Genomic DNA, 26,838 nt, shown 5'->3' with positions numbered 1-26,838 from the left:
CGCTGCCACACTCGGCGCATGCTCTTCGCGCGCCTCGCCGAGACCTCCACGGCCGTCGCCGCCACGCGCTCCCGCCTGGAGAAGCGTGCTCTTCTCGCGGCGACGCTGCGGGAGGCCGAGGGGGACGAGATCGACGTCGTCGCCACCTACCTCTCCGGCCGCGTGCGTCAGCGCCGCACCGGCGTCGGGTGGCGCAGCCTCGCCCAGCTTCCGGAGCCCGCACCGGCCCCCTCGCTCACGCCCACCGACGTCGACGCGCAGCTCGAGGCGGTCTCCGCCCTGGCCGGCACCGGCTCCCAGGCCGGGCGCGCCACCGCCGTCGCGACCCTCTTCGGCGCGCTCACCGAGCCCGAGCAGCTCTTCCTGCGCGCCCTCATCCTCGGCGAGGTGCGCCAGGGCGCGCTCGACTCCCTCCTCATCGAGGCGATCGCCGACGCCACCGCCGTACCGGTCACCGCCGTCCGCCGTGCCGCGATGTTCAGCGCGTTCACCGGACCGGTCGCCCGCGCGGCGCTCACCGGCGGCGTCGACGCGCTCGAGGACTTCCGCCCGGCGGTGCTCCAGCCCGTCCGCCCCATGCTTGCCTCGCCCGCCCCCGACCTCACCGCCGCGCTCGCCAAGCTCCGCGACGACGACGGCGGCACCCCCGTCGCCGCCGACGGCAAGATCGACGGGATCCGGGTCCAGGTCCACAAGGCCGGTGACGAGGTCGCCGTCTTCACCCGCTCGCTGGACGACATCACCGAGCGGGTGCCGGAGATCGTCGACGTCGTGCGCGCGCTGCCCGCCGAGGAGCTCATCCTCGACGGCGAGGCGATCGCCCTGGGCCCGTCCGGCCGGCCCCGCCCCTTCCAGGAGACGGCCTCGCGCACCGGGAGCCACGACGGCGCCGCCGGCACCACCCCGCTCACCGTCTTCTTCTTCGACCTCCTCCACCGTAACGGGACCACGCTCGTCACCGCGCCCGCCCGGGAGCGCCTCGCCGCACTGGAGGAGGTCGTACCCGCCTCGGCGCTCGTCCCGCGCCGGGTCACCGCGGACCAGGCCGAGCTCGACGCCTTCTTCCGCGAGATCCTCGAGCTCGGCCACGAGGGCCTCGTCCTCAAGGACCTCACCGCCCCCTACGACGCCGGCCGCCGCGGCGCCGCGTGGGTCAAGGTCAAGCCGCGCCACACCCTCGACCTCGTCGTGCTCGCCGTCGAGTGGGGCAGCGGGCGGCGCCAGGGCACGCTGTCCAACATCCACCTCGGCGCCCGCGACGGCGACGGCTTCGTCATGCTCGGCAAGACCTTCAAGGGCATGACCGACGAGATGCTCGCCTGGCAGACCGAGCGCTTCCTCGAGCTCGAGACGCACCGCGACGGGCACGTCGTCCACGTCCGGCCCGAGCAGGTCGTCGAGATCGCCATCGACGGCGTGCAGCGCTCCCCCCGCTACCCGGGGGGAGTCGCGCTGCGCTTCGCGCGCGTGCTGCGCTACCGCGACGACAAGACACCCGCCGAGGCCGACACCCTCGACACCGTGCGCACGCTGGGCCCCTGATCAGCCCACCGCCGCCGCGGTCCGTCGCTCCCGCTGCATGACGACGACGAGGGTCGCGACCACGCCGACAGCACCGGCGACCGAGAAGGCAACGGCCGCCGAGGTGGCGCCGAGCAGCGCCCCGACGAGCACCGACCCCGCGGCCTGGCCGAGCGCCAGCGCGATGAACAGCACGACCGTCCCGGCGGCGGAGGACCGCGGCAGGACGCGGACGGCCCACACGATGAGGACCCCGGACATCGCGGTGTAGGTCGCCCCGAAGACCCCGACGGCGACGACGGCGGGCACGCCGGACGGCACCAGCCCGAGGGTCACCGTCGCGGCCGCCATCGCCCCGCACGTGAGGGCCCAGGCGGTGCGCAGGTCCCAGGTCTGGACGAGCGGGCCGGCGACCGCGCCGAGCACGCCGCACGCGCCGAGCACCATCCACGCGGCGATCGACCCGCCGTCGGAGGCCGACCCGGCCATGAGGGACCGGCCGAAGGTCCACACCGCGGCACTCGAGCACCCCGCCAGAACCGCGGCCGAGAGCGGCCTCGCGAGCTGGCCGAGCTCGCCCCGGGCAACGCCCGACGAGCGCTTCCGCTCACCGCCCCCGGCCCGGTCGGCGCGGAGGCTGGCGACCGTCGCGACCGCCGAGACGGCAGCGATGGCCACCCAGGCGAGGCGCCACTGGCTCCCCGCGACGAGCGCCATCCCACCGGCGAGGACGATCCCGGCCCCGGTGCCGGCGTTGACGATCGTCTGCGCGGTCTCCTGCCGCTCCGGGGCCACGTTGCGCTCGACCACCGAGACGAGACCCGGCGTCGCGAACCCGGCGCCCGCACCCGCGACGACGACGCTGAGCGCGAGGATCACGGCGCTCGGCGCGAGCGCGACACCGAGACTCCCGACGCACGCCGTGACGCCCGCCCACGCCACGACGGCGCGTGGCCGGCTCCCCATCCGCGACGCGGTCAGCGCGCACAGGCAGTACGCGAGGAAGCTGCCGGCCTGGACCGTCCCGGACACGGCCGGACCGAGGGTGAAGGCCTCCTCGAGCCGCGGGAGGAAGAGCCCGTACCCGAAGCGCGCGAGCCCGTACGTCGCCGCGATGAGAGCCATGCCGCTGAGCACCACACGTGCCATTCGTGCACCTCCTCGAATCGTAACGCTCGTTACGGTATGCCGAAACTGCCGTTCGTGCGGAACGGTCGTTACGGTAGGACCATGCCCACTCGCCCGTCCGCCCGCGACCGCCTCCTCGACGCCGCGGAGTCCGTCCTGTTCAGCAGCGGCATCCGCGCCACCCCCGTCGACGAGCTGCTCCGCCAGGCCGAGGTCTCGCCCGCCACGATGTACGCCCACTTCGGCAGCAAGGACGCGCTCGTCGCGCAGGCGCTGCGCCGGCGCCTCGCGGACTGGCAGCGGGTGTGGGACGCGCACGTCCTCGCGGCGGGCGACGACACGTCGCGGCTGCTGGCACTCTTCGACGCCCTCGCGGCCTACCGCGAGGACCGCACGACCCGCTGGTGCGCCTTCCTCGCGACCGCCGCCGAGCACACCGCGCAGGAGGGGGAGATCGCCGACGCCGTCGCGGCCGACACCGCCCTGCTCGCCGAGCGCCTCCTCCACCTCGCCGGCCCGATCGCCGGCGCGACGGCACAGGAGCTGGCCGACGAGGTCCTGCTCGTCTACAACGGGACCCTCGCGAGCTTCCTCCGCGGCGCCCCGGCCTCCGCCGTCGTCGTCGGCCGCCGGCTGGCCGAGTCGGCGGTGGAGGCGCACCGCAGTGCCGCCGAAAGGTCTTGACACGCAAGTAGTCACTTGCCTATAAAGGAGGGGTGGACGACGACGCCGTCCTGTTCAGGGCACTCAGCGACGCCACCCGGCGGACGATCCTCGACGAGCTGACCGAGCGTGACGGGCAGACCCTCTTCGAGATCTGCAGCCGGCTGGCCATGAAGCACGGCTCGACCTCCTCGCGGCAGGCCATCTCCCAGCACCTCGCGGTGCTGGAGGACGCGGGCCTGCTCCGTACCCGGCGGGAGGGCCGGTACAAGTTCCACCACATCGACACCCGGCCGCTGCGCTCGATCGCCGAGCGCTGGCCCACCCGAGAGGAACCCGTCCCATGATCCGCGTGACCGTGACCAGCGTGCTGGTCGATGACCAGGCCAAGGCCCTGGAGTTCTACACCGAGAAGCTCGGCTTCACGAAGAAGACCGACGTCCCCGCGGGTGAGGCCCGTTGGCTGACGGTCGTCTCCCCCGCCGACCCCGACGGCGTGGAGGTGCTGCTCGAGCCGGACGGCCACCCGGCGTCGAAGGTCTTCAAGGAGGCGCTCGTCGCCGACGGCATCCCCTGGACCCAGTTCGCCGTCGACGACGTCCACGCCGAGGTCGAGCGCCTCAAGGCCCTCGGGGTGCAGTTCACCCAGGAGGCGACGGACTACGGGCCGGTCGTCGTCGCCGTCCTCGACGACACGTGCGGCAACCTCATCCAGCTCGCCATGATGAAGCCCGCCGAGGGCTAGCTCGCCCGGTCCGCCGTCGGGACCTCCTCGCGCGAGACCCACACGTCGCCCGGCAGGTCGCCGGGCAGCAGCGGGTTGCCCCGGCCGAGGAAGACCCGCGCCCTGCCGCTGCGGGACTGCTCGAAGTCCCGCAGCGCGCCGAGCGCCCACTTCCCGAGGTGGAGGATCGCGACGAGGTTGACGATCGCCATGAGCCCCATGGCGATGTCCGCCACCGTCCACACGAGGGCGAGCTCGGCGAGCGCGCCGACGAGCACGGCGAGGGTGACGAGCGTGCGCAGCGCGATCGGCGCCCACCGGCGGCGGGCGAGGAAGTCGACGTTGACCTCCGCGTAGGAGAAGTTGCCGAGGATCGAGGAGAACGCGAAGACGAAGATGAGGATGGTCATCGGCAGCGTCCCCCAGTCCCCGAGCGACGCCGCGGCGGCCGACTGGGTGAGCGCGGCGCCCTGGTCCTCGGTCGTCTCGCCGGGCGTGTAGATGGACGGGCCGGCGAGCAGCACGATGAAGGCGGTCGCCGAGCACACGACGATCGTGTCGACGAAGACCCCGAGGGACTGGATGAGCCCCTGCTGCGCCGGGTGGCGGACCGTGGCGGTCGCTGCCGCGTTCGGGTCCGAGCCCATGCCGGCCTCGTTGGAGAACAGGCCGCGCCGCGCACCGTTGAGGACGGCCGCGAGCAGCCCGCCGCCGGTGCCGGCGAGCGCCTCGTCCAGCCCGAAGGCGCCCCGCACGATCATCCCGAACGCCTCGGGCAGCGCCCCGATGTTGAGGACGATGACGGCGAGCGCGACGAGGACGTAGACGGCGGCCATGAGGGGCGCGAGGAGCTCGGCGACCCGTGCCACCGCCCGGATCCCGCCGAAGACGACGGGCGCGGTGAGCAGGACGAGGAGAAGAGCGGAGACCCACGCCGGCACGCCGTGGCCCGAGTCGAGGGTGGCCGCGATCGTGTTGGCCTGGACCATCTCGAAGGCGAAGCCGAAGACGAAGATGAGCAGGACGGCGAAGACCGCGCCCCAGCCGCGCGAGCCCAGGCCCTGCTGGATGTAGAACGCCGGCCCGCCGCGGAAGGTCCCGTCACGCCAGCGCACCTTGTACATCTGGGCGAGCGTCGCCTCGATGAAGGCCGTGGCCATGCCGACGAGCGCGACCATCCACATCCAGAAGATCGCGCCGGGCCCGCCGAGGGCGAGCGCGATGGCGACACCGGCGATGTTGCCGGTGCCCACCCGCGAGCTGAGCCCGATGGCGAAGGCCTGGAAGGAGCTGATGCCGCCGTGGCTCTCGCCGCGCGACCGGGCGATGACGGCGATCATCCGCGGGAAGAGCCGGACCTGGACCGCCCGGGTGCGGACGGTGAAGTAGATGCCGGCCCCGACGAGCAGCGCGACGAGCACGTAGGTGTACAGGCCGTTGCTGACGTCTCCCAGCACGCTGTTGAGCGAGTCCACGTTCCACTCCCGACGGCGATGGTCACCCGGGCGGGCGATGCGACGCGCGCACGTTACTCCTCGTCGCGGACGACGGCGCGCGGGGGCACCGCCCGCTCACGGGCCGGTGTGGAGCTCGGCCGGCCGCTCGAGGACGACGGCGCGCACCACCTCCCTCAGCTGCTCGGGCAGCGTGTCGAGCGGCAGCGAGTCACCCCGCCCGCTGGTCCACCCGCCGTCGTCCGCGCGCACCGGCTCGGTGGCGAAGACCCGCGCGAACACGGCCGGCGGCGCGGCGATCGACAGGGTGGGGCCCGAGGCCGGGCCGACCGTGAACCCGACCCGCCGCAGCGCCGCAGCCACCTCCCGGACGGTGCCGGCAGCGGGCACCCACTCGCTGCTCGTCGCCGCGCGGAACGAGGCCGGCTCCTCACCCGACGGCGACCGGAGCATGACGAGCGCCACAGCCGTCCCGCCGGTCCCGGAGCCCTCCCCCAGCGCGGCGAGCGCCGCGGCGGCGTCCACGAGCCCGGGCCCGGTGGCGAGGTCCGGTCCCGGCCCGGCGGGCTCCCCGAACTCGGGGTGGTTGGTCCCGGCGGTGACGTCGCGCGCCGTCGCGGCGAGCACCTCCCGCACCCGGTCCGGCGCGGTCCCGGGTGCCGCCTGGGCGAGCAGTGCGCACACCCCGGCGAGCTGCGGGGCGGCCGCGGAGGTGCCGCTGAAGGCCGCCCACCCGTCGTCGGGCCCCGTCTCGTCGCCCTCGGGGTGGGTGCCGCCGGCGAGGTCGCGGTCGATGGCGCAGCCCGGCGGCACGGGGAGCATGAGGTACATCGCCGCGGGGAGCAGGCCGACCAGTCCGCTGACGTCCGGCACCCGCCGGCCCGGGTAGACACGGGAGACGAAGCCGCTGGAGTAGTCGGAGGCGCGCAGCTCGCCGCCGGGGCCCTGGTAGACGCCGCCGGCGGAGATGACGTCGGGGTGCTGCCCGGGGAAGCCCCAGGAGCCGTTGCCCGCGGAGAAGACGACGACGACGCCGTCGGCCACCGCCGCCGCGACCGCCGCCGCCAGCGCCTGGTTCGCGGCGCTGAGCGGCAGGCCGGGCTGGTCGGAGCCCCAGCTGTTCGTCACGACGTCCGGCCGCAGGGCCACCGCGGCCGTGAACGCGGCCGTGACGTTGACGAGCGCGCCGGAGGCCGTGGCCGCCTTGACCGGCAGCAGCGTGACGTCCGGGGCGGCGGCGAAGACGTTCGCCGCCTCGCCGGTGCCGTGCCCGTTCTCGTCGACCTCCGGGTCGGCCGTGCCGGGGCCCAGGACCGTGGGCTCCACCCGGTAGCCGCGGGAGGTGAAGAAGGGGTGGGACTGGAAGCCGGTGTCCACCATCGCCACCCGCACGCCCGCACCGGTCACGCCGTCGCGGTGCGGCCCGTCGGCCCGCAGCGCGGTGGCGAGCTGGTCCGGCAGCGTGAGGTGCCAGTAGTCCGCCGCCGGCGGGTCGGCCGACGGCACCGGCCCGGGCAGCACGGACGCCGGGTAGTACGGCTCCTCGATCGCCACGGCCGCGACGACGTCGGCGAGCGCGGAGCCCGCCGTCTCCAGCAGGCCGGGGACCGCGCCGCCCTCGGAGTCGATGAAGGTGCCCGTGCCCCGCACGGACCCCGGCTTGACGACCTCCCGCTCCTCCGTGTGGAGCCGCCGCCCGAAGACCTCCTCGAAGAGCTCCGGCGGACCGGCGACGTTGACGAGGAGCCGGGAGGTGTGGAGCACCTCGAAGCCGGCCTCCGTCAGCGCCGCGGCGGTGCGCGCGACGTCCTCCTCGGAGGCGTAGAACCGCTCCACCGTCCGGGCCGTCACCACCTGCCCCGGCGCGAAGAGCGAGGCCGGTGCCCCGCCTGGCTGGCAGAGCGCGTAGACGCGCTCCGGGAAGTCGCGACCGGTCATCGTCGCCATGGCTGCCCCCTCAGGTCGGTGCCTCGTTCCCGAGCGTAGGAGCGACCACCGACAACCGCCGCCGGTGAGGCCGCGGGCGGGACCCGGCTCCCGGCGGGAGGGGTGGCGTGTCGTCGCCCTCTGCGAGACTGGCGGCGTGACCACCCACGAGCTCAACGCCCTGCTGGACCGCCTCGAGGACGAGGCGGCCGCCGACGGCGCGCTCGACGCCGACGCGCTCTACGAGGGCTTCACCACCTGGGCGGAGGGCACCGGGCGCGCGCTCTACCCCCACCAGGAGGAGGCGCTGCTCGAGATCACCACCGGCTCCCACGTCATCGTCTCCACCCCCACCGGCTCGGGGAAGACGATGATCGCGCTCGCCGCGCACACCGTCGCCCTGGCCCGCGGCGAGCGCACGTACTACACCGCCCCGCTCAAGGCGCTCGTCTCGGAGAAGTTCTTCGACCTCGTCGCGCTCTTCGGCTCGCACAACGTCGGCATGGTCACCGGGGACTCCGCGATCAACCCCGAGGCGCCGATCATCTGCTGCACCGCGGAGATCCTCGCCAACCAGGCGCTGCGCGAGGGCGCCGGGCTGGACGTGGGCGTCGTCGTCATGGACGAGTTCCACTTCTACGCCGACCCCCAGCGCGGCTGGGCCTGGCAGGTGCCCCTGCTCGAGCTGACGAACACCCAGTTCGTCCTCATGTCCGGCACGCTCGGTGACGTCTCCTTCTTCGAGCGGGACCTCACCCGGCGCACGGGCCGCGAGGTGGCCGTCGTCTCGGGCGCCGAGCGTCCCGTCCCGCTCACCTTCGACTACTCCCTCGAGCCGATCCAGGACCTCCTCCAGCGGCTCGTCGAGCAGGGCCGCTCCCCCGTCTACGTCGTCCACTTCGCGCAGAAGGACGCCGTCGAGCGGGCCCAGTCGCTCACCTCCGTCACCGTCGCCTCCCGCGAGCGCCGCGACCAGATCGCGACGGCGATCGGCGACTTCCGCTTCGCCAAGGGCTTCGGCCAGACCCTGTCGCGGCTCCTGCGCCTGGGCATCGGCGTCCACCACGCCGGCATGCTCCCGCGCTACCGGCGGCTCGTCGAGCGGCTCACCCAGTCCGGCCTGCTCGCCGTCGTCTGCGGCACCGACACCCTCGGGGTGGGGATCAACGTGCCGATCCGCACCGTCGTCCTCACCTCGCTCACGAAGTTCGACGGCGAGCGCTCCCGCCACCTCACGGCCCGGGAGTTCCACCAGATCGCCGGTCGTGCCGGGCGGGCCGGCTACGACACCACCGGCGAGGTCGTCGTCCAGGCCCCCGAGCACGTCATCGAGAACGCCAAGGCGCTGGCCAAGGCCGGGGACGACGAGAAGAAGCGCCGCAAGATCGTCCGCAAGAAGGCCCCGTCCGGCGTCGTCAACTGGACCGACAAGACCTTCGAGCGCCTCCGTGACGCCGAGCCGGAGCCGCTGACCAGCCAGTTCTCCGTCACCCACACGATGGTGCTCTCGGTGCTCGCCCGCCCGGGCGACCCCGTCACGGCGATGTACCGGCTGCTCACCGACAACCACGAGCCGCCCACCACCTGGAACGCCCACCTGCGCCGCGCCGCGGAGATCTATCGCTCGCTGCGCACCGCGGGCGTCGTCGAGCACCGCGACGCCGCCTGGCGCCGCGCCCACCCCGGCGAGCCCTACGTCCACCTCACCGTGGACCTGCCGCGCGAGTTCGCCCTCAACGCCCCGCTGTCCCCCTTCGCGCTGGCCGCCATCGACCTCCTCGACGAGGACTCCCCCGACTTCGCCCTCGACGTCGTCTCCGTCATCGAGGCCACCCTCGAGGACCCGCGCCCGCTCCTGTACGGCCAGCAGCGCCACGCGCGCGGCGAGGCCATCGGGGCGATGAAGGCCGAGGGCATGGAGTACGAGGAGCGGATGGAGGCGCTGGAGGAGATCACCTGGCCGCGCCCCCTCGCCGAGATGCTCGAGCCGGCGCTCGCCACCTACCGCCAGACCAACCCGTGGGTCGGGGACCAGGAGCTCAAGCCGAAGTCCGTGGTGCGCGAGATGGTCGAGAACGCGATGACCTTCTCCGAGCTCGTCTCCCGCTACGACGTCGGGCGCAGCGAGGGCGTGGTCCTGCGCTACCTCACCGACGCCTACCGGGCGCTGCGCCAGGTCGTGCCCGAGCGCGCCCGCACCGAGGAGGTCGAGGAGATCATCGGCTGGCTCGGGGACCACATCCGCTCGGTCGACTCCAGCCTCCTCGACGAGTGGGAGTCCCTCATGGGCGCCGGCGAGCCCACCGCGCCGGCCGACTCCGCCGACGGCGTCGAGCGCCGCTTCGGGGAGGGCGAGGACGGCGAGCCGGTCGCCTTCACCCGCAACCGCCACGGCTTCCGGGTCACCATCCGCAAGGCGCTGTTCACGCGCGTGGAGCTCCTCGCCCGCGAGCACTACGAGCCGCTCGGCGCCATGCACGGCGCCGACGGCTGGGACGCGGAGCGCTGGGCGCAGGCGATGGACCCGTACTGGCAGGACTACGACTGGCTCGGCACCGACAACGCCGCCCGCGCCGCCGCGCTCGTCACGATCGACGAGCGCCCCTCCCGGGAGGACCTCCTCCGCGCCGGCCTGCCGGAGGATGACGACGCCGCCCTCGCGCTGGCGGGCGACGGCCGCCTGTGGCTCGTGCGCCAGACCCTGGACGACCCGCAGGGCGAGCACGACTGGGGCATCTGGGCCGTCGTCGACCTCGACGCGAGCGACGCGGCGCAGGGCGCCGTCGTCCGGGTGCTCGGGGTGGGGCCGCGGTGAGCCGCCGGGCCGCGCCGTCCGGCACGCCCGCACTCCGGGTCCTCCAGGAGGCCGGGGTGGTCCACACCGTGCGCGAGTACGTCCACGACCCGCGCAGCGAGCTGTCCTTCGGGATGGAGGCGGCCCAGGCGCTCGGCGTCGACCCCGCGCGCGTGCTCAAGACGCTGCTCGCCGAGGTGGACGGCGCGCTCGTCGTCGCCGTCGTCCCGGTCACCGGCGAGCTCGACCTCAAGGCCCTCGCCGCCGCCGTCGGCGGCAAGCGCGCCACCATGGCCGAGCCGGCCGCCGCGGAGCGGGCCACCGGGTACGTCGTCGGGGGCATCTCCCCGCTGGGCCAGCGCCGCCACCTCCCCACCGTCGTCGACGAGTCCGCGCTGGCGCACGACACCGTGCTCGTCAGCGCCGGCCGCCGCGGTGCCGACGTCGAGCTCGCCCCGGCGGACCTCGTCACCCTCACCGGTGCCACGACCGCGCGGGTGGGACGGCCGTGAGGCGCCCCCGGCACGCCGTGCCCGAGCCCGACGTCCCTCCGCACCTCGAGCCGGGCGACGTCACCACGCTCGACGACGCGACCACGGCCGGTGTCGACCTCACCGGCGCCGTCCTGCCCGGGCTCTCCGAGGCGCAGGTGGAGAACAGCGACCTGTCCCGCGCGCGGGCGGGCGGTGGCCAGTGGGAGCGGGTGACGCTCGCGGACTGCCTGCTGGACGGCGCGGACCTCGCCAACCTCGTGTGGCGCGACGGCTCGCTGCTGCGCTGCTCGCTGCGTGAGGTCCGGATGACCGGGGCCCTCCTCGCGGGGGTCCGGCTGCGCTCGGTGCTGCTCGAGGGGGTGCAGGGCACGCTGACGAGCTGGCACGGCGCCGAGCTGCGCGGGGTCGTCCTGCGCGGCTGCGACCTGTCCGAGGCCACCTTCACCGACACCGTCATGGACGGTGTGCTCCTCGAGGACTGCACCCTCACCGGCGCGCAGCTGTCCGGCCTGCGCTGCCGCGACGTCCAGCTGCGCGGCTGCCGGCTCGACGGCGTCGGCGGGGTCGGCGGGCTGCGCGGCGCGCGCGTCGCCGAGGAGGACGCGATCGCCCTGCTGCCCGCGCTGGCCCGCGAGCTCGGCATCACTCTCGGCGGCTGAGCCGCGTCGGCACGACCGTGCGCCCGTCGGGCTCACCGTGCGCCCGCCAGACCGGCCGCACGGTGGCACCAGGGGGGGCGCACGGACGTCGCGCGCTACCGCAAGTGCCCCTCGAGGAGGTCGGCGGCGGCGCGGGTGCCGCCGAGCGCGCGCAGCTCAGCCCCGAGGCGGCCCGCCGTCGCCCGGTACCGCGGGTCGGCGCTCACCGCGTCGCAGGCCGCGGCGACCGCGGCGGGACGCGGACGCCCCGTCCGCAGGTTGACCCCCGCGCCGTGCCAGCCGATCCGGGCGGCGATCTCCGGCTTGTCGAGGTCACCACAGGCGACGACGAGCGGGACCCCGTGCCGCAGCGCCTGCAGCACCCCGCCGAACCCACCGTTCGTCACCATGACGTCGGTGAGCGGCAGCAGGTGCGGGTAGGGGACCATCGGCGCGACGCGCACGTTCGCCGGCAGGCGCCCGGGCAGCGGCGGCGTGCGGTGGCCGAGCCCGACGACGACGAGGACGTCCCGGCCGGCCAGCGCCTCGACCGCCGGCAGGATGAGGTCGCGGGGGTCGACGTTCGCGGTGCCCTGGGTGACGTGGACGACCGGCACGGTGGCGCGGGTGACGTCCTCCCACCACTCCGGCAGCGGCCCGGGCGGGGGCGGCGCGCCGTCGTCCATGAGGTCCCCGACGAGGCGGATGTGCCCGGGCAGGTCGCTGCGGGGGTAGTCGAGGCCCGGTGAGCCGGCGCCGACGACCAGCTGCGGGGAGTACCACATCGTCGCGAAGGTCTCGCCGTCGCCGGCCAGCCCCACTCGCCGGCGGACCGCCTGGTAGCGCCGGGTCAGCACCCGGGTGCCCGCGCCGGCGACCGAGCCCAGCGCGAGGTCGCGCACACGTCCGAGCGGCCCGGTGGCCGGCGTGAGGCCGAGCCCGGTGGGCGGGATGCCGGGGCCCGGGAGCCAGACGGCGATCGGGGAGACCGTGGCCCAGCGCGAGCCGGTGCGCTCGGCGGCGAAGCGGGTGCCCAGGGCCATCGGGTCCCCGGCGAGCAGGTCCCAGGGCTCGGCGGCGTGGGCCCGCTCGAGGTCGCGCGCCTGCGCCGGCGCCGTGCCGAGGAAGAGGTCCTCGAGGTTGACGAGCACCTGCCGGAAGCCCTTGCGCCCCCGCAGCCGGGGGAAGGTGGCGGCGAGGTCCCGCTCGTCGAGGTCGGGAGCCTCCTGCCACGGCACCCCGCGGGCCCCGACCTCCTCGAAGAGCCCCGTGTAGGAGCGGCCGGTGTACACGCGCACGTCGTGGCCGCGCCGCACGAGCTCGCCCGCGACGGCACGGACCGGACGGGCGTGCCCGGCGAAGGGCATCGCCGTCAGCATGATCGAGGCCACGGCCCAGTCTCCCGCACCCCCGTCCCCGCCGACAGGGGCCGGGCGCGCGGAGCGCCGGCAGCCTGGCCCCGTGAGGAGCCGGGCTGCCGGCGCTCGCGGCGTCAGCCCCACTTGGCCGCGGCCGTCACCTCCTTGGTGGCCGGCGTGGCGAGCCGGCGGATGCCGAGGGTGTCGGTCCCGTTGCCGTCCCAGTCACCCACGTGCACCTCGTCGCCCTCGCGACCGAAGGTCAGCACGCGGTCCGCGTCCCCGCCACGCAGGGAGTTGTTGACGTGGAAGACCCGGCCACGCTGGATCGTCAGGGTGTCGGTGCCGTTGCCGTCCCAGTCACCGGCGAGGGTGACGTCGGCGGCCCGGCCGTAGGTGAACACCGTGTCGGCGTCCCCGCCACGCAGGGAGTTCTTCACGTGGTACGTCGCGGCCCGGCGCACCGCGAAGGTGTCCGTCCCGCTGCCGTCCCAGTCACCGACGAGCACGGCGTCGTTCTCGCGGCCGTAGGTGAACACGGCGTCCGCCTGCCCGCCGAGCAGCGAGTTCTTCACGTGGTACTCCGCCCCGCGGCGGACCGTGAAGGTGTCGGTGCCGTTCCCGTCCCAGTCACCGACAAGGATGACGTCGTCGGGCCGGCCGTAGCGGAGCACGACGTCGGCCTCCCCGCCGCGCTGGGCGTTGGACACGTGGAACTCGTTGGCGCGCCGCACCGCGATCGTGTCGGTCCCGTTGCCGTCCCAGTCACCGATGTACACCTCGTCGGCGAAGCGGCCGTACTGGAAGCGGACGTCCGTGGCCCCGCGCCAGGTGGTGGACAGGTGGAACTCCGCGCCCCGGCGGTCCGGCTGCGGGTCGGGGCCTGGCCCGGGCTGCCCGCCCTCGGCGGAGAACGTGTGGCTCCACCGCGCCTGTGCGCCCTCGGCGAGCACGAAGCCGTCCAGCGCACGCGCCGTCACCGTGACCGTCCCCGAGCCCGTGTGGCTCCCGGCGGGCACGACCTCACCGTCGACGACGTACTCGACGCCCTCGACCGCCGGGACCGTGTAGGCGTCGTCCTCGGTGCCGTCCTCGTCGGTGAAGGTCACCGCCGCGGGCGTCACCTCCACCGGCGGCGCCGCGATCGTGAAGCTCACGCTCCCCGCCTCGGACACGTTGCCGGCGACGTCGGTGGCCCGGTAGCTCACCGTGTGCGCGCCGGGCTCGTCCACGACGACGGGAGCGTCGTACGCGGCCCACTCCCCGCCGTCGACGGCGACCTCGACGACGTCGACGCCGGACCCCTCGTCCTCGGCCGTCACGGTGACCGTCACCGGGCCGACGTACTCCTCGCCGTCCCGCTCACCGCCAAGCTCGGCCGAGACGGTCGGCGCGGTGACGTCGGGCGGGCAGTCCGCGGCGAGCTCGAAGCTCTCGAAGGCCGCCTCCGTCGTGTGCTGCGCCCCGCCGCCGCTCACGGCGATGAGGCCGAGCCCCGCGCCGTCGAGGTAGGCGATGTCCGCCGGCCGTCCGAAGGGCCGGAAGGTCTCGCCGTCGGCGGAGTAGGACGCCGTCACGGTCTCGCCGTCGCTCGTCAGCCGCACCGAGTAGGTGTCGGGGAAGTCCGACGGCACGGTGAACCAGTCGTCCGCGGTGTAGCGTGGCGAGCCGTTCTCCTCGCGGACGAACTGAAAGCGCCGCTCGGTACCGCTGCGGGCGTTGAGGTTCACCGAGACGTAGTTGCCGCGGCCCTCGTAGATGACCAGACCGGCCTGCTGGAAGCCCGCGTTGAGGTCGGCCGTGATGCGCGCCGTCGCCTGCCAGCCGCCCTCGGGCATGTCCTGGAGGACGATGTTGCTCGCCGCGCCACCGGCGTAGAGGTCACCGGAGCGGGTGTCGATGCGCAGCGCGCCGTCCTCGACGCGCAGGTCCGCGGCGACCTCGCCCTCGACGCGCCAGCGGTCCCGGTCGAGGGCGTCGCCGGTGAAGTCGTCCGAGGCATCCTCGAGGAGGCACAGGGAGTCGCTGCCGGGCTCGACCCAGAAGGAGACGGGACCGGAGTACCCGACGTGGCCCTCGTCGTCGGTCGCCGCGGCGACCACCGAGTGCAGTCCCACGCCCGGGTCGGTCCACGTGGCCGTGTACGGGGCGTCGTCCACGGAGGCGACCGTCTCGCCGTCGACGAGGAAGTCCACCCGCACAACCTCGCCGTCGACGTCGTCCGCCTCCGCCGTCAGGGTGACGTCGGCGCCGCCGGTGACGACGTCGTCGGCCGCCGGGGCGGTGACGACGACCTGCGGCGGCAGGGCGAGGGCGGGCAGCTCGGCCGACTCCTCCGCCGTCGCCGGACGCAGGCGGACCGCGAGGCCGCCGTTGTCGGCGAGGCCGAGCGGCAGGACGGTGGTCGCGTCGACGAGACCGCTCGTCGCGGCGAGGGCCGGCTCGCCGTCGTCGTCGAGGCCGTCGCGGTAGACGTCGGCGACGTAGTCGCCCTCCCCGAGCATGTCGAGGGCCACCTCGCCGCGCATCGCGGCGGTGCCGCTGATGACGCCGAGGTACCAGTCCTCACCGGACCGGCGGGCGAGGGCGGCGTACTCGCTGGGACGGCCGGCGACGAGCTCCGTCCGATCCCACGTCGTCGGCAGCGCGGAGAGGAGCGGCAGCGCCGCGGCGTTCGCGCGGTAGCTCTCCGGGGAGTCGGCGAGGTGCTGCAGGGCCGACTCGAAGACGATGCCGGTGGCGAGCTCGTGCGCGAGCGTCGTCTGCCGGTTGCGCGTGGAGAACACGACGGGCGTGTAGTCCATGGAGCCGGTGACGTTGCGGGTGAAGACGAGGTCGACGTTGTGGCTGGCCGGGAAGGAGCCCCAGTACTGCTCCGCGCCCCACACGCCCTCCATCGTCATGAGGTGCGGCCACGTGCGCGACCAGCCCTGCTGGGAGGTCGAGCCGTGGTAGTTGAGGAGCAGCTCGTGCTCGGCGGTCTCCTCGAGGACCGTCTCGTAGAAGCTCATCCGCTCCTGCGTGTCGGCGTCCATGAAGTCGACCTTGATGCCGGCCACGCCCCAGGACTTCCACAGGGCGAGCTTCTCGTCGCGCTCGGCGGCGGTGTCCAGACCGGTCCAGTGGCTCCACAGGAGGATCTCGACGTCGCGCTCGGCGGCGTACTCGACGAGGCGCGGCACCCACTCGGCGCTCCAGCCCTCGTCGACGAGCACGTACTCCCAGCCCGTCTCGCCGGCGAAGTCGACGAACTCGCGCTGGCGCGCCTCGTCCCGCGGGCTGCCCGCGTTGGACCACCACGACCACGCGACGCGGCCGGGCTCGATCCAGCTCGTGTCCTCGACCCGCGACGGCGGGTTGAGGTCGAAGATGCGCGTCGACTCGACGACATCGGCGGCGTCGTCACCGAACATCGCCAGGCGCCACGGGGTCTGCCAGGGCAGGGTCGAGCTCACCGAGTCCTCCGGCAGGGTGAGGGCGAAGCGGCCCTCACCGGCGGAGGTGACGCGGCTGACGGCGAAGGTGTCGTCGACGGCGGCCTCGGAGAGCATCATCCAGCCGCCCGAGGCCTGCTCGACCATCATCGGGAAGCCGTACTCGCGGCCGGCCGGGACGTCGGAGACCGCGAGCTCCTCGTAGAAGCCCTCGTAGTTGTTGCGGTACGGCTGCAGCCACCCGGTCGCGCCCTCGGGCACGCGCAGCTCGGTGGCCTCGCCGGTCAGCTCGGCCTCACCCTCGCCGGGCAGGACGTAGCGGAAGGCGGCGGCGTCGTCGTAGGCCCGCACGACGAGCGCGAGCTCCGTGCCGCCCTCCCCCGCGAAGGTGAAGGTCGACTCGGTCGCGTGGTCGCGGGACGTGGAGGCCTTGCCGGTGAGGAGCTCGTAGGTCTCGTCCACGACGCGGTCCTCACGGCCGACGAGCTCGAGCCCGCTCGTGAGGTCCGCTCCGGTCAGCGTGACGCCGAGCGGCGCGGGGGCCAGCACCTCCTCCCCGTGGTGCTCGGCGTGGTAGCTCAGCGCCCCGGCGTCGTCCAGGCCGAGCGTCAACGTCACGTCGCCACCCGGCGACTCGACGCTCCACTCCTCGGTGGCGAGCGGCTCCGGTGCCTCGCCGGCGGCGGACGCGGCCGGCGCCACGGCGCCGAGCGACACGGTCGCCGCGGCGATCACGGCGGTGGCGGCCCTCCAGGCGCGCCCGTGCCGTGCTCTTGACTCGATCATCCTCGATCCCCATTCCACAGTCACAGCTGCTTCACGGTTCGCCCCCGAACGCGGACGACACCGTCCAACGGCTCGCACGGTACCCAGGTTGTTCGATATTGCCAACGCATGATCGGACGTGAGTGGAAGGTCCGGCGTCGGTCTCCGCCCGTTCCGCGCGCTACGTCGTGCGAACGTGGGGGCTTGTGATCGAGTGCGCGTGACGGCTACCGTGGCCGCGACGAGGTGAGACCCCGGCGCCCGACGCTCGTGGTGTTACCGAATCGCAACCCGGCCTAGGACCAAGGATGTGACATCCACCGCCTCGAAGGTTCAGAATGTTAGCGTGAACATTCGCCGCGACAGCGGCACCTGAGGGCGCAGCGGCCTCACCGCCCGACTACGCAGTCGGGCACAGACAGGGCCTGCCGTCCGGCGGGCCAGAACAACCTCCACTCTCGAAGGAGAGAACATTGCGCACACGGAAGTTCGCAGCAGTAGCAGCGGGGCTCACCATGACCTTCGCCCTGGCTGCCTGCGGTGGCGGCGGGGCCGGTAGCGGCGACGAGACCACCGAGCCCGCGGGCAACGGCGGCGACACCGCCGCCGCCGGCGACCAGACCATCGGCGTCGCCATGCCCACTCAGACCTCCGAGCGCTGGATCGCCGACGGTGACGCCGTCAAGAGCCAGCTCGAGGAGGCCGGCTACACGGTCGACCTGCAGTTCGCCAACGACGACATCCCCACGCAGACCCAGCAGATCGACCAGATGATCCTGCAGGAGGTCGACCTCCTCATCATCGCCTCGATCGACGGCACCGCGCTGACCAGCCAGCTCGACGCCGCCGGCGCCGCGGGCATCCCGGTCATCGCCTACGACCGCCTCATCAACGGCAGCGAGAACGTCGACTTCTACGTCACCTTCGACAACTACAACGTCGGCGTCCAGCAGGCCACCTCCCTCCTCGTGGGCCTGGGCCTCCTCAACGCGGACGGCTCGGAGAACCCCGACGCCCCCGAGGGCCCCTTCAACATCGAGCTCTTCGCCGGCTCGCCCGACGACAACAACGCGGGCTTCTTCTTCAACGGCGCGATGGACACCCTCAAGCCCTTCATCGACGCCGGCACGCTCGTCGTGCCCTCCGGCCAGACGGACTTCGACACCGTCGCCACGCTCCGCTGGAGCCAGGAGGCCGCCCAGCGCCGCATGGAGGACCTCCTCACCTCCACCTACACCGGTGGCGAGGAGCTCCACGGGGTGCTCTCGCCCTTCGACGGCATCTCCCGCGGCATCATCACCGCACTCCAGGGCGCGGGTTACGGCCCCACCCTCGAGGAGGGCCTGCCGGTCGTCTCCGGCCAGGACGCCGAGATCGCCTCGGTGACCCTCATCGACCAGGGCGTGCAGTTCGCGACGATCTTCAAGGACACCCGCAAGCTCGCCACCGAGTCCGTCCGTGCCGCGCAGGCGTTCCTCGAGGGCAACGAGCCCGAGGCGAACGACACCGACACGTACGACAACGGCGTCAAGGTCGTCCCGTCCTACCTCCTCGAGTCGGACATCGTCTACGCCGACAACATCACCGAGCTCCTCGTGGACACCGGCTACTACACCGCCGAGCAGGTCGAGCAGGGCTCCTGACCTGACGGTGCGGGGCCGGGCCACGCGCCCGGCCCCGTACCCCCCCTCCACACCGCACAACCACGAGAAGTGAGGCGGCATGACCGACAACATCTTGGAGATGCGCTCCATCACCAAGACGTTCCCCGGCGTCAAGGCGCTCCAGGACGTCACCCTGGAGGTCCGGCGGGGTGAGATCCACGCGATCTGCGGGGAGAACGGCGCCGGCAAGTCGACGCTGATGAAGGTCCTCTCGGGTGTCTACCCGCACGGCACCTACGAGGGCGAGATCCACTACGACGGCGCGGAGGTGCAGTTCGGCTCGATCAACGACTCCGAGGCCCACGGCGTCGTCATCATCCACCAGGAGCTGGCCCTCGTCCCGCACCTGTCCGTCGCCGAGAACATCTTCCTCGGCAACGAGGAGCGCGGCAGGGCCGGGCTGATCGACTGGAACGAGACGAACTCCCGCGCCGCCGAGCTCCTCGACCGCGTCGGCCTCGCCGAGAACCCGACCACCCCGGTCGGCCAGCTCGGCGTCGGCAAGCAGCAGCTCGTCGAGATCGCCAAGGCCCTGTCCAAGGACGTGCGCCTGCTCATCCTCGACGAGCCCACCGCGGCGCTCAACGACACCGACTCCGAGCACCTGCTCGGCCTGCTGCGCCAGCTCAACGCCCAGGGCATGAGCTGCATCATGATCTCCCACAAGCTCAACGAGATCGCCGACATCGCGCACCGCACCACGGTCATCCGTGACGGCCGCACGATCGAGACCCTCGACATGGCCTCCCCCGAGGCCACGCAGGACCGGATCATCCGCAGCATGGTGGGCCGCGACCTCGAGCACCGCTATCCCGAGCGCACGCCGGAGATCGGCGAGGAGGTGCTGCGGGTGGAGGACTGGACCGTCCACCACCCCACGCAGGCGGGACGCGTCGTCGTCGACAACGCGAGCTTCGACGTCCGGGCCGGTGAGGTCGTCGGCATCGCCGGCCTCATGGGTGCGGGCCGCACCGAGCTGGCGATGAGCCTGTTCGGGCGCAGCTACGGGCGCGACATCTCCGGGCGGGTCTTCCTCCACGGCAAGGAGATCAAGGTCCGCACGGTGAGCGAGGCGATCGAGAACGGCATCGCCTACGTGAGCGAGGACCGCAAGCGCTTCGGGCTCAACCTCATCGAGAACATCCGCCGCAACATCTCCGTCGCGGGCCTGCGCAAGCTGGCGCCCCGCGGCTGGGTGGACGCGAACGAGGAGCTCAAGGTCGCCGAGGAGTACCGGACCAACCTCAACATCAAGACGCCATCGGTGCTCGCCACCGTCGGCAACCTCTCCGGCGGCAACCAGCAGAAGGTCGCGCTGTCGAAGTGGCTCTACACCGAGCCGGAGGTCCTCATCCTCGACGAGCCGACCCGAGGCATCGACGTCGGCGCCAAGTACGAGATCTACACCATCATCAACCGCATGGTCGCGGCGGGGAAGGCGGTCGTCGTCATCTCCTCCGAGCTGCCCGAGCTCCTCGGCATCTGCGACCGCGTCTACACCCTGGCCTTCGGCCGCATCACCGGGCAGCTCCCGGTCGAGAAGGCGACGCAGGAAGAGCTCATGGCACTCATGACCATGGAGAAGGAAACGGCGAAATGACCGGCATCACGAACATCCGGGAGCTCATGTCCCGGAACATCCGACAGAGCGGCATCCTCATCGCCCTGGTGGCGCTCGTGGCGCTGTTCACGATCCTCAACCCGAGCTTCCTCAGCCCGGGCAACCTCACGAACATCGTCCTGCAGTACTCCTACATCCTCATCCTCGCCATCGGCATGGTCATCGTCATCATCGGTGGCCACATCGACCTGTCGGTCGGGTCGGTCGTCGCCCTCGCGGGCGCCGTCGCCGCGGTGCTCGTCGTCAAGAACGGGATGCCGTGGTGGGTCGGCGTCCTCGCCGCGATCGGCGTCGGCCTGGCGGTCGGCGTGTGGCAGGGCTTCTGGGTCGCCTACATCGGGATCCCGGCGTTCATCGTCACCCTGGCCGGCATGCTGCTCTTCCGCGGCATGACCTACCAGGTGCTCGACAACGTCTCCCTGTCCCCGTTCGGTGGCACGTACTACCAGATCGCCAACGGCTTCCAGAACGGTCTCCTCGGCGGCTACGGCTACGACGCGCTCACGCTCATCGTCTTCGGCCTGGCCGTGGCGGGCTACGCCTTCACCCAGGTCCGTGCCCGCCAGGGCGCCCTGCGCTACAAGCAGGCCGTTGAGGCCTTCCCGCTGTTCATCCTCAAGATCGTCGTCGTCGGCGCGGTCGTCATGTGGTTCGGCTACCAGCTGGCCACGAACCGCGGCCTGCCGAACGTCCTCGTCATCCTGGCGATCCTCATCATCGTCTACACGGTGATCACGCAGCGCTCGGTCTTCGGCCGTCACGTCTACGCGATCGGTGGCAACCTGCCGGCCGCGCAGCTGTCGGGCGTCAAGGTCAAGAAGGTCAACTTCATGATCTTCGTCAACATGGGCCTGCTCTCCGGCATCGCCGGCGTCGTGTACTCCTCGCGCATGAACAGCGCGCAGCCTGCTGCGGGCAACATGTTCGAGCTCGACGCGATCGCCGCCTGCTTCATCGGTGGCGCCGCCGTCACCGGTGGTGTCGGTCGCGTGACCGGAGCGATGATCGGCGCGCTGATCATGGCCGTCATGACCAACGGCATGCAGCTCATGGGCGTGCCCACCTCCACCCAGCAGATCGTCAAGGGTCTCGTGCTCCTCCTCGCCGTGGCCTTCGACGTCTACAACAAGCGCCGCGCCGGGGCTCGCTGAGCCCGCGCGCACACGAGGGGCCGTCCACCCGGGCGGCCCCTCGTCGCAGTTTCCGCCCCCGTACGCATGGAAGGACCACCGATGGACCACTCTCAGGACCTGGCCGACGCGATCCGTGAGGGCCGCACCTCGCTCGGCATCGAGCTCGGCTCGACCCGGATCAAGGCCTGCCTCGTGGGCCCCGACCCGACCCAGGTGCTGGCCGTCGGCTCCCACGAGTGGGAGAACGAGTTCTCGGGCCGCACGTGGACCTACTCGCTGGAGTCGGTGTGGGCGGGCCTGCAGGCCGCCTACGCCGACCTCGCCGCCGACGTCGAGCGCCGCTACGGCGTGCGTCCCACGACCTTCGGCGCGATGGGCGTCTCGGCGATGATGCACGGCTACCTCGCCTTCGACGGCGACGACGAGCTCCTCGTCCCCTTCCGCACGTGGCGCAACACGACCACCGGCCCGGCCGCCGCCGAGCTCTCGGAGCTGCTCGGCGTCAACATCCCGCTGCGCTGGTCCGTCGCGCACCTCCACCAGGCCGTGCTCGACGGCGAGGAGCACGTCCCGCAGATCCGCTTCCTCACGACGCTGGCCGGGTACGTCCACTGGCGCCTCACCGGGCAGCGCGTGCTCGGCGTCGGCGACGCCTCGGGCATGTTCCCCATCGACCCGGCCACCGGCACCTACGACGCCGGCATGCTCGAGCGCCTCGACACGCTCCTCGCGGGCCGGCTGCCCGTCGCGCACGCCGTCGAGCTGCTCCCCGAGGTGCTCGCCGCCGGCCGGCCCGCCGGTGCGCTCACCGCCGACGGCGCCGCGCTCCTCGACCCGTCCGGCACCCTCCAGGCCGGGGTGCCGCTGTGCCCGCCCGAGGGCGACGCCGGCACCGGGATGGTCGCGACGAACGCCGTCGCCCCCCGCACCGGCAACGTGAGCGCGGGCACGAGCATCTTCTCCATGGTCGTCCTCGAGCGGCCGCTGGAGGGGATGCACCACGAGATCGACCTCGTCACCACGCCGGCCGGGGACCCGGTCGCGATGGTCCACTGCAACAACGGGGCCAGCGAGCTCGGCGCGTGGGCCGGCCTGTTCGGCCGCTTCGCCGAGGCGGCGGGCACCCCGATGAGCGGCGACGCCGTCTTCGCCACCCTCCTGTCCGAGGCGCTCGACGGCGAGGCGGACGCGGGCGGGCTGCTCGCCTACAACTACCTCGCCGGGGAGCCGATCTCGGGTCTCGACGAGGGCCGCCCGCTCGTCCTGCGCACGCCGGACAGCCGCCTCACCCTGGCGAACTTCGTCCGCGCCCAGGTCTACGGCGTCTTCGGCACGCTGAGCATGGGGATGCAGGTCCTCGCCGGTCAGGGCGTGGAGATCGACCGGATGCTCGCCCACGGCGGGATGTTCCGGACCGCCGGCGTCGCCCAGCGCTTCCTCGCGGGGGCGCTCGACGCGCCCGTGTCCGTCGGGGAGACGGCGTCCGAGGGCGGGGCGTGGGGCATTGCGGTCCTCGCCTCCTACCTCGGTGCTGCGGAGAGCACCGACCTCGCCGGCTACCTCGACGGGCAGGTCTTCGCCGGGGCCTCCTTCGACACCGCGCAGCCCGACCCGCAGGACGTCGCCGGCTACGCGGCCTTCCTCGAGCGCTACCGCGCCGGGCTCGCGGCCGTGGGGGCCGCCGTCGAGGCGCTCTGACCCGAGCACACGGAAGGGGGCCGGCCCCGGGGGGGGGGGCCCTTCCGCGTACCTACTGGGTGGGGTCAGCTCTTGCGTCGCACCGAGATCGCGCGCTGCAGGATGACGAAGGCGAGCAGGACGATCCCGATGAACACGCGGGTCCACCACGAGTCGAGCCCCTCGCGGGCGATGAGCACCTGGATGAGGCCGTAGACGAGCACGCCGACGCCGGTGCCGAGCACGAAGCCCACGCCGCCGGCGAGGAGCGTGCCACCGATGACGACGGCCGCGATCGCGTCCAGCTCCATCCCGATGCCGGTGAGGTTGAACCCCGAGCGGGTGTAGAAGGCGAAGAGGATGCCCGCGATGCCGGCGCACGTGCCGCTGATGACGTAGACGAGGATCCGCGTCCGCTCCCCGCGCAGCCCCATGAGCCGGACGGCCGAGCCGTCGTCCCCGCTGCCCAGCCCGTAGACGGTGCGGCCGAAGCGCGTGTAGTGGAGCAGGTAGAACGCGAGGAGCAGGACGACGACGGCGACGACCATGCTCGAGTTGATCCGCCAGAGGCTGCTGCCCTCACCGAACTGGATGCTCCAGGAGGCGAGCGCGGCGAAGCCGGGGTCGTCGATGGCGAGCGACTGCACGCTGACGACGTTGGCGAGCCCGCGCGCGAGGAACATGACCGCGAGCGAGGCGATGAAGGGTTGGATGTCGAACACCTGGACCATGACGCCGATGAGCAGGCCGCACAGGGTGCCGATGAGGACGCCGACCGCGAGGACGACGGGCAGCGGCACCCCGGTGATGAACAGCTGCGCGACGGTGAGCCCGACGAGGGCGACGACGGCCCCGACCGACAGGTCGATCCCCCCGGTGAGGATGACGAAGGTCATCCCGACGGCGAGGACGAGCAGGTAGGAGTTGTCGACGAGCAGGTTGGAGAACAGCCGCATGCTGACGAAGCTCGCGTTGTCCGTGCTGTACCTCGCCTGGCCGACGCCGAGCATGACGACCAGCGTGGCGACCGTGCCCACCACCGGGAGGAAGCGCCGGTCCAGCCGGCCCATGCGTGCCCGCAGCGACGCGCCGGCCGCGGGGGGCGTGGCGTTCGGTCCCGCCGTCGTCGTCGCCCGGGTCTTCGTCTGTGATCGCATCACGCTGCCACCTTCTCGGGGTTGACGTCTGCCCGGGCCCGCCGCAGCTGCGCGCGGTCGCGCAGGATCGGCGACGCCGCGACCGTGACGGCGATGAGGACGATCGCCTTGAACAGCGGGGTCGTCTCGGAGGGCAGCTGGAAGATGATGACGGCCCGCTCGATGGTGCTGAGGATCAGTGCACCGACGACGACACCGCCGAGGTAGAAGCGGCCGCCGGAGAGCTTGGTGCCGCCGAGGACGACGACCATGATCGCGTCGAGCTCCCGCATGAGGCCGATGTTGTTCGCGTCGGCCGCCATCGTCGGGGCGCCGTAGACGATGCCCGCGAGCCCGGCGAGGAAGCCGGCGATGACGTAGACGATCCACGTCGTGCTCCGCGCCTTGACGCCGGAGAGGCGGGAGGCCTCCCCGTTGATGCCGATGGACTCGAGGAACATGCCGAGCGCGGTCCGCCGGACCACCAGGCTGAGCAGCACGAACACCGCGAGCGCGATGACCACCGGGGTCGGGATCCCGAGCACGAAGCCCGAGCCGATCGACTTGAAGGGCGGACTGGTCACCGTGGTGATCTGTCCCTGGGTGATGAGCATCGCGATGCCGCGCCCGGCCACCATGAGGATGAGCGTCGCGATGAAGGGTTGGATGCCCAGGACGGTGACGAGGAAGCCGTTGAAGACGCCGACCAGGGTGGCGACGAGCAGGCCGAGGCCGACGGCGGTGACCGCCGTGGCGACGCCGGGGTCCGCTGCGCCGTCGATGTACTCGAGGGAGACGGCGAGCGAGATCGCCATGACCGCACCGACCGAGAGGTCGATGCCGCCGGTGGCGATGACGAGACACATGCCCAGGGCGAGCAGGAGCGGCGTCGCGCTGTTGCGTGCGATGTCGACGAGCTGGCCGAACAGGTGCCCGTCCCGGACGGTGATCTCGAGGAAGCCGGGGCTGCGCAGCCCGCAGGCGAGGACGAGGAGGACGAGGGCCACGACGGGCCAGAACATCCCGTGGCTGGAGACGTCCCGGAGCAGGGAGCGCCCGGTCCGTCGGTCGGTGGACGCGGTCATGACTCCTGCGCTCCGCTCGTGGCGATGGTCTCGAGGATTGCTCCGGGGGTGACGTCGTCGTCGTTGGCGACCTCCGCGATGACCTGGCGGTCACGGAGCACGAGGATCCGCTCGCTCAGGCGCACCACCTCCTCGAGCTCGGAGGAGATGAAGACGACGGACATGCCGTCCCGGGAGAGGTCGGCGACGAGCTTCTGGATCTCGGCCTTGGCCCCGATGTCGATGCCGCGGGTGGGCTCGTCGAGGACGAGCAGCCGCGGGGAGGTGGCGAGCCAGCGCGCGAGGAGCACCTTCTGCTGGTTGCCGCCGGAGAGGTTCTTGATGAGGGCGTTCGGGTTGGGCGGGTTGATGTCGAGCGCCGCGATGTACTTGGCGACGATCGCGTCGAGCTCCTTGCGCGGGATGGGGCGCCAGGTGCCCCGGCCGGCCTGGATCGCCAGCGCGATGTTCTCCCGGACGGTGAGGTCGCCGACGATGCCCTCCTTCTTCCGGTCCTCGGTGGAGAAGGCGATGTCGTGGCCGAGGGCCACCCGCGGGGAGCTGAGCCGCACGGGCTTGCCGTCGACCTCGACGCTGCCGTGGTCGGCCCGGTCGACGCCGGCGAGCAGCCGGCCCGCCTCCGTGCGCCCGGACCCCAGCAGCCCCGCCATGCCGACGATCTCCCCGGCGTGCAGCTCGAGGTCGAAGGGCTCGATCGAGCCGTCCTTGCCCAGGCCGACGACCCGCATGAGCGGCGTGCCGCCGCTGAGGTCGCGGGCGGCGACCTGGCGGGCCTCCTGCTCGATGTCCTCGAAGGCGTCGCTGGCGCGGCCGATCATCTTGGAGATGAGCTCGAGGCGCGGGAGGTCGGCGGTGCGGTGCTCGCCGACGAGCCGGCCGTTGCGCAGCACGGTCATCCGGTCGGAGATCTCGTAGACCTGCTCGAGGAAGTGCGAGACGAACAGGACCGCGACGCCGTTGTCCCGCAGCTGGCGGATCACCCGGAAGAGCTCGGCGACCTCGGCCTTGTCCAGGCTGGAGGTCGGCTCGTCGAGGATGAGGACCTTGGCGTCGACGACGATCGCGCGGGCGATGGCGCACAGCTGCTGGACGGCGATGGTGTGGGACGCGAGCGGCGAGCGCGGGTCGATGGAGAGGTTGAGCTCGCCGAGGTGGCGGGCCGCCTCCCGGTGGGTGGCACGCCAGTTGATGAAGGGGCCGGTGCGCACCTCGTGCCCGAGCATGACGTTCTCACCGACGGTGAGGTTCGCGCAGAGGTTGACCTCCTGGTAGACGGTGCTGATCCCCGCCGCCTTTGCCGCGCCGGGGTCGCTGAAGCGCTGCTCGTGGCCGGCGACGACGACCCGGCCGGCGTCGATGCCGTAGACGCCGGTCAGCGCCTTGATGAGGGTGGACTTCCCGGCGCCGTTCTCCCCCATGAGGGCGTGGACCTCACCGGGGAACAGCCTGAAGTCGACGGCGTCGAGCGCCTTGACGCCGGGGAACGTGATGGTGATCCCGGTCATCTCGACGACCGGGGTGGGTGCAGCGGACATCGCCGACCTTCCGTGTGGGGGTGGGTGACTGACGCCGGCCCGCCACCGTGGCGGGCCGGCGGTCGGCGCCGGGAGGCTCCCGGCGCCG

The 26,838-nt window shown here is 72.8% G+C and carries 19 protein-coding genes; 11 read left to right on the top strand and 8 right to left on the bottom strand.

Annotated features, from left to right (window positions below; genetic code table 11):
* Positions 1-18 precede the first annotated feature (18 nt).
* A complete protein-coding gene (locus H9624_RS13265; RefSeq protein WP_251840368.1) occupies positions 19-1,542 on the top strand; it encodes an ATP-dependent DNA ligase in 1,524 nt (507 codons plus the stop codon).
* On the opposite strand, the gene H9624_RS13260 is transcribed toward H9624_RS13265, so the two are convergent.
* Entirely contained in the window at positions 1,543-2,670 is a 1,128-nt protein-coding gene (locus tag H9624_RS13260; RefSeq protein WP_251840367.1) for an MFS transporter, read from the bottom strand.
* Positions 2,671-2,751: 81 nt separating this feature from the next.
* On the opposite strand from H9624_RS13260, the gene H9624_RS13255 reads away from it, so the two are divergent.
* The 3 genes from H9624_RS13255 to H9624_RS13245 are packed head-to-tail and all read left to right on the top strand — an operon-like array spanning position 2,752 to position 4,057.
* Positions 2,752-3,333, top strand: coding sequence for a TetR/AcrR family transcriptional regulator (locus tag H9624_RS13255; RefSeq protein WP_251840366.1), 582 nt, complete (start codon positions 2,752-2,754; stop codon positions 3,331-3,333).
* Between the two features lie 32 nt (positions 3,334-3,365).
* Positions 3,366-3,659, top strand: coding sequence for an ArsR/SmtB family transcription factor (locus H9624_RS13250; protein ID WP_251840365.1), 294 nt, complete (start codon positions 3,366-3,368; stop codon positions 3,657-3,659).
* Positions 3,656-4,057, top strand: coding sequence for a VOC family protein (locus tag H9624_RS13245; RefSeq protein WP_286011223.1), 402 nt, complete (start codon positions 3,656-3,658; stop codon positions 4,055-4,057). The genes H9624_RS13250 and H9624_RS13245 overlap by 4 nt, the downstream gene beginning before the upstream one ends.
* On the opposite strand, the gene H9624_RS13240 is transcribed toward H9624_RS13245, so the two are convergent.
* Both H9624_RS13240 and H9624_RS13235 read right to left on the bottom strand, forming a co-directional pair.
* The gene (locus H9624_RS13240; RefSeq protein ID WP_251840364.1) at positions 4,054-5,511 is read right to left on the bottom strand and encodes an alanine/glycine:cation symporter family protein; all 1,458 of its coding nucleotides are present in this window, start codon (positions 5,509-5,511) and stop codon (positions 4,054-4,056) included. The two genes, H9624_RS13245 and H9624_RS13240, sit on opposite strands and share 4 nt — an antisense overlap.
* Before the next feature lie 96 nt (positions 5,512-5,607).
* A complete protein-coding gene (locus H9624_RS13235) occupies positions 5,608-7,437 on the bottom strand; it encodes a S8 family serine peptidase (protein ID WP_251840363.1) in 1,830 nt (609 codons plus the stop codon).
* A 136-nt stretch (positions 7,438-7,573) separates the two neighbouring features.
* Here H9624_RS13235 and H9624_RS13230 point away from each other — a divergent pair, with 136 nt between their 5' ends.
* From H9624_RS13230 to H9624_RS16970, 3 genes are read left to right on the top strand one after another with little or no spacing between them, the layout of a single operon-like run.
* Positions 7,574-10,231 carry a DEAD/DEAH box helicase gene (locus H9624_RS13230; RefSeq protein ID WP_372435148.1) on the top strand — a complete coding sequence of 886 codons (2,658 nt, stop codon included), beginning with the start codon at positions 7,574-7,576 and terminating at the stop codon, positions 10,229-10,231.
* The gene (gene ybaK, locus H9624_RS13225) at positions 10,228-10,722 is read left to right on the top strand and encodes a Cys-tRNA(Pro) deacylase (protein ID WP_251840362.1); all 495 of its coding nucleotides are present in this window, start codon (positions 10,228-10,230) and stop codon (positions 10,720-10,722) included. The genes H9624_RS13230 and ybaK overlap by 4 nt, the downstream gene beginning before the upstream one ends.
* Positions 10,719-11,363, top strand: coding sequence for a pentapeptide repeat-containing protein (locus H9624_RS16970; RefSeq protein ID WP_251840361.1), 645 nt, complete (start codon positions 10,719-10,721; stop codon positions 11,361-11,363). The genes ybaK and H9624_RS16970 overlap by 4 nt, the downstream gene beginning before the upstream one ends.
* A 95-nt stretch (positions 11,364-11,458) precedes the next feature.
* Here the strand turns inward: H9624_RS16970 and H9624_RS16965 are convergent, their stop codons facing one another.
* Together H9624_RS16965 and H9624_RS13210 are read right to left on the bottom strand one after the other, a co-directional pair.
* Complete coding sequence (locus H9624_RS16965) at positions 11,459-12,733, bottom strand: glycosyltransferase (RefSeq protein ID WP_251840360.1); 1,275 nt, start codon at positions 12,731-12,733, stop codon at positions 11,459-11,461.
* 101 nt (positions 12,734-12,834) lie between these two features.
* Positions 12,835-16,920, bottom strand: coding sequence for a glycoside hydrolase family 97 N-terminal domain-containing protein (locus tag H9624_RS13210; RefSeq protein WP_251840359.1), 4,086 nt, complete (start codon positions 16,918-16,920; stop codon positions 12,835-12,837).
* A 452-nt stretch (positions 16,921-17,372) separates the two neighbouring features.
* Between H9624_RS13210 and chvE the strand changes: the two genes are divergently transcribed.
* From chvE to H9624_RS13190, 4 genes are all read left to right on the top strand, one after another.
* Positions 17,373-18,542: a multiple monosaccharide ABC transporter substrate-binding protein gene (chvE, locus tag H9624_RS13205; protein ID WP_504740259.1), complete on the top strand. Its 1,170-nt coding sequence runs from the start codon at positions 17,373-17,375 to the stop codon at positions 18,540-18,542.
* Between the two features lie 79 nt (positions 18,543-18,621).
* Positions 18,622-20,163 (top strand): multiple monosaccharide ABC transporter ATP-binding protein, encoded by a 1,542-nt coding sequence (gene mmsA, locus H9624_RS13200; protein ID WP_251840358.1) that lies wholly within the window; start codon positions 18,622-18,624, stop codon positions 20,161-20,163.
* Complete coding sequence (gene mmsB, locus H9624_RS13195) at positions 20,160-21,335, top strand: multiple monosaccharide ABC transporter permease (protein WP_251840357.1); 1,176 nt, start codon at positions 20,160-20,162, stop codon at positions 21,333-21,335. The genes mmsA and mmsB overlap by 4 nt, the downstream gene beginning before the upstream one ends.
* Before the next feature lie 81 nt (positions 21,336-21,416).
* A complete protein-coding gene (locus tag H9624_RS13190; protein WP_251840356.1) occupies positions 21,417-23,015 on the top strand; it encodes a xylulokinase in 1,599 nt (532 codons plus the stop codon).
* A gap of 65 nt (positions 23,016-23,080) precedes the next feature.
* Here the strand turns inward: H9624_RS13190 and H9624_RS13185 are convergent, their stop codons facing one another.
* The 3 genes from H9624_RS13185 to H9624_RS13175 form a co-directional block, all read right to left on the bottom strand.
* Positions 23,081-24,064 carry an ABC transporter permease subunit gene (locus tag H9624_RS13185; RefSeq protein WP_504740260.1) on the bottom strand — a complete coding sequence of 328 codons (984 nt, stop codon included), beginning with the start codon at positions 24,062-24,064 and terminating at the stop codon, positions 23,081-23,083.
* 86 nt (positions 24,065-24,150) lie between these two features.
* Positions 24,151-25,215 (bottom strand): ABC transporter permease, encoded by a 1,065-nt coding sequence (locus H9624_RS13180; protein WP_251840355.1) that lies wholly within the window; start codon positions 25,213-25,215, stop codon positions 24,151-24,153.
* On the bottom strand, positions 25,212-26,750 hold the full coding sequence (locus H9624_RS13175; protein WP_251840354.1) for a sugar ABC transporter ATP-binding protein: 1,539 nt from the start codon (positions 26,748-26,750) through the stop codon (positions 25,212-25,214). The genes H9624_RS13180 and H9624_RS13175 overlap by 4 nt, the downstream gene beginning before the upstream one ends.
* Positions 26,751-26,838: the final 88 nt, after the last annotated feature.

The organism is Oceanitalea stevensii (genome assembly GCF_014837105.1).
Taxonomy (GTDB): domain Bacteria; phylum Actinomycetota; class Actinomycetes; order Actinomycetales; family Actinomycetaceae; genus Oceanitalea; species Oceanitalea stevensii.
Note: the sequence above shows the minus strand (reverse complement) of the source record. Positions and strands in the feature narration are given on the sequence as shown.